Annotated in this window: 2 protein-coding genes; both read right to left on the reverse strand. The window is 40.3% G+C overall.

The genetic code is table 11. The features are described from left to right. Positions 1-398: 398 nt before the first annotated feature. A complete protein-coding gene (glnA, locus tag WB217_RS13250; protein ID WP_423993688.1) occupies positions 399-1,736 on the reverse strand; it encodes a type I glutamate--ammonia ligase in 1,338 nt (445 codons plus the stop codon). A 102-nt stretch (positions 1,737-1,838) separates the two neighbouring features. Beyond that, positions 1,839-2,243, reverse strand: a complete 405-nt coding sequence (locus tag WB217_RS13255) for a MerR family transcriptional regulator (RefSeq protein ID WP_335377483.1) — start codon at positions 2,241-2,243, stop codon at positions 1,839-1,841. Positions 2,244-2,406 lie beyond the last annotated feature (163 nt).

Below are 2,406 nucleotides of genomic sequence, written 5' to 3' on the forward strand. Positions count from 1 at the left end.
GAAAATTTTAATATTTGATGATGTTTTTTACCAGCTAATGGATAAAGTAGTGATTCACGTTAATTTCGTAGTGAATATGATTAGTTTCGTAGTGATTATGAGGCAAAACGTAGTGAATATTGGAGAAAACGGAGTGAATAAAGATAAAATCGTAGTGATTCCTGAGTAATCGTAAAAAAGGTTAATGATACCGCAGCGATGCCAAGGGATTCCCAGGAATTGATGATGTAATCGCAGTGATTAACGGTCAAATCAAAGAATTCACGCGTCCTAGCTGACTATTTTAATCATTTTTACGAAAATCATCTCATGGTTCATTTCATTACCCTTTACAAACGCCATTTGCTCCTCCAAAAAAAGAACCCCTTGAAGTAAATTCAAGGAGTTCTTTCTATTTATTAATACATGCTCATATACTGTTCGCGTTCCCAAGGGTGAACTTGTGTGCGGAACATATCCCATTCGATTTCTTTTGCTTCGATGAAGTGCTCAAGAATATGCTCACCAAGTGCGGAGCAGATGATTTCGTTTTTCTTCAGCTGGTCAAGAGCTGCTGCTAATGTTGGTGGCAGATCGTCGATACCTTCTTCGACACGCTCTTCCTTGTTCATCACATAGATGTTGCGGTCAACTGAAGCTGGAGGAGTCAATTTGTTCTTGATTCCGTCTAAACCAGCTTTTAGCAATACTGCCATAGCAAGGTATGGGTTTGCTGCAGGGTCTACGCTACGAACCTCAACACGTGTGCTCATTCCGCGTGATGCCGGGATACGGATCAATGGTGAACGATTTTTTGCAGACCATGCTACATAGCAAGGTGCTTCATAGCCAGGCACAAGGCGCTTATACGAGTTTACAGTTGGGTTTGTAACAGCTGTAAAGCCTGATGCATGCTTAAGTGTTCCAGCGATGAACTGGTAAGCTGTTTCGCTAAGTTCTAGCTTTTTATCACTTGGATCGTAGAAAGAATTTTCGCCGTTACGGAATAATGACATGTTGCAGTGCATTCCTGAACCATTCACACCGAACAAAGGCTTTGGCATGAATGTAGCATGCAGGCCGTGCTTACGTGCGATTGTTTTCACAACAAGCTTGAACGTTTGAATCTGGTCACAAGCTGTTAGCGCATCTGCATATTTAAAGTCGATTTCGTGCTGTCCTGGAGCAACCTCGTGGTGAGATGCTTCGATTTCAAAGCCCATTTCCTCAAGTTCAAGAACGATATCACGTCGGCAGTTCTCACCAAGGTCAGTTGGAGCAAGGTCGAAGTAACCACCGTTGTCGTTTAGCTCAAGTGTCGGCTCGCCATTTGCATCTAGCTTGAAAAGGAAGAATTCTGGTTCTGGCCCCAAGTTGAAGTTTGTGAATCCAAGGTCTTCCATTTCTTTTAGAATACGCTTAAGGTTTCCACGTGGGTCACCTGCAAATGGTGTTCCGTCTGAATTGTTGATATCACAGATCAAGCGAGCAACCTTACCTTTTTCAGCAGTCCAAGGGAATACAACCCAAGTATCTAAATCAGGGATCAGGTACATATCAGACTCTTCAATACGTACGAAGCCTTCGATTGAAGAACCATCGAACATCATTTTATTATCAAGAGCTTTTTCAAGCTGGCTGATTGGAATTTCCACATTTTTAATTGTTCCTAGGATATCAGTGAACTGCAATCGAATGAACTTTACGTTTTCTTCTTTTGATAATCTTACAATGTCTTCTTTTGTGTACTTTGCCATTCTTAATTTCCTCCTAGATTTTAAATGAATGCTTTTCGCAATACCTATGGCCATTATCTATGAATATCTATCATGCAAAGCCTACATGAATACGAAAAGATCTTAATGAAAAAATCTCGACATGTCTCCATTATTGGATGATCTGTTGAACCGCCCTGCCTGGAGAAGCTCCTTGCGCAGCAATTTCCGCAAATCGGCATCCGAGAGTTCTCGCCTTGTTTTTTCTGCTTCTTTTTTTTCAGCAGCACTTATGGCTGTCTGTTGTTTTACATTGTAAATTTGCTTAATGCCTGCCATGTTTACTCCTTGGTCAATCAAATCCTTGATCTCAAGAAGCTTATCAATATCATTCAAGGAAAAGAGCCGTTTATTGCCTTCAGTTCTTGCCGGAGAAATCAATTCATGCTCTTCATAATAACGGATTTGCCTTGCGGTTAAATCAGTAAGCTGCATGACAATTCCGATACTGAATAGCGGCATATTCCGGCGAATTTCACTTCCGCCCATTTGATTTCTCCTCCTTCCCTCTTAAGATAATCTCATTATATTCAATGTTAGATATGTTGTCAAATATATGTTAGATTATCTGACATGAAATTTCATAAAAAAAGAACAGGACCTTTTTCGCAAGCTGTCCTGTTGTATATTTTCCTATTTTATTTGAATTAAA

The sequence above is a fragment of the Mesobacillus sp. genome, from assembly GCF_049588175.1.
Taxonomy (GTDB): Bacteria; Bacillota; Bacilli; order Bacillales; family Cytobacillaceae; genus Mesobacillus.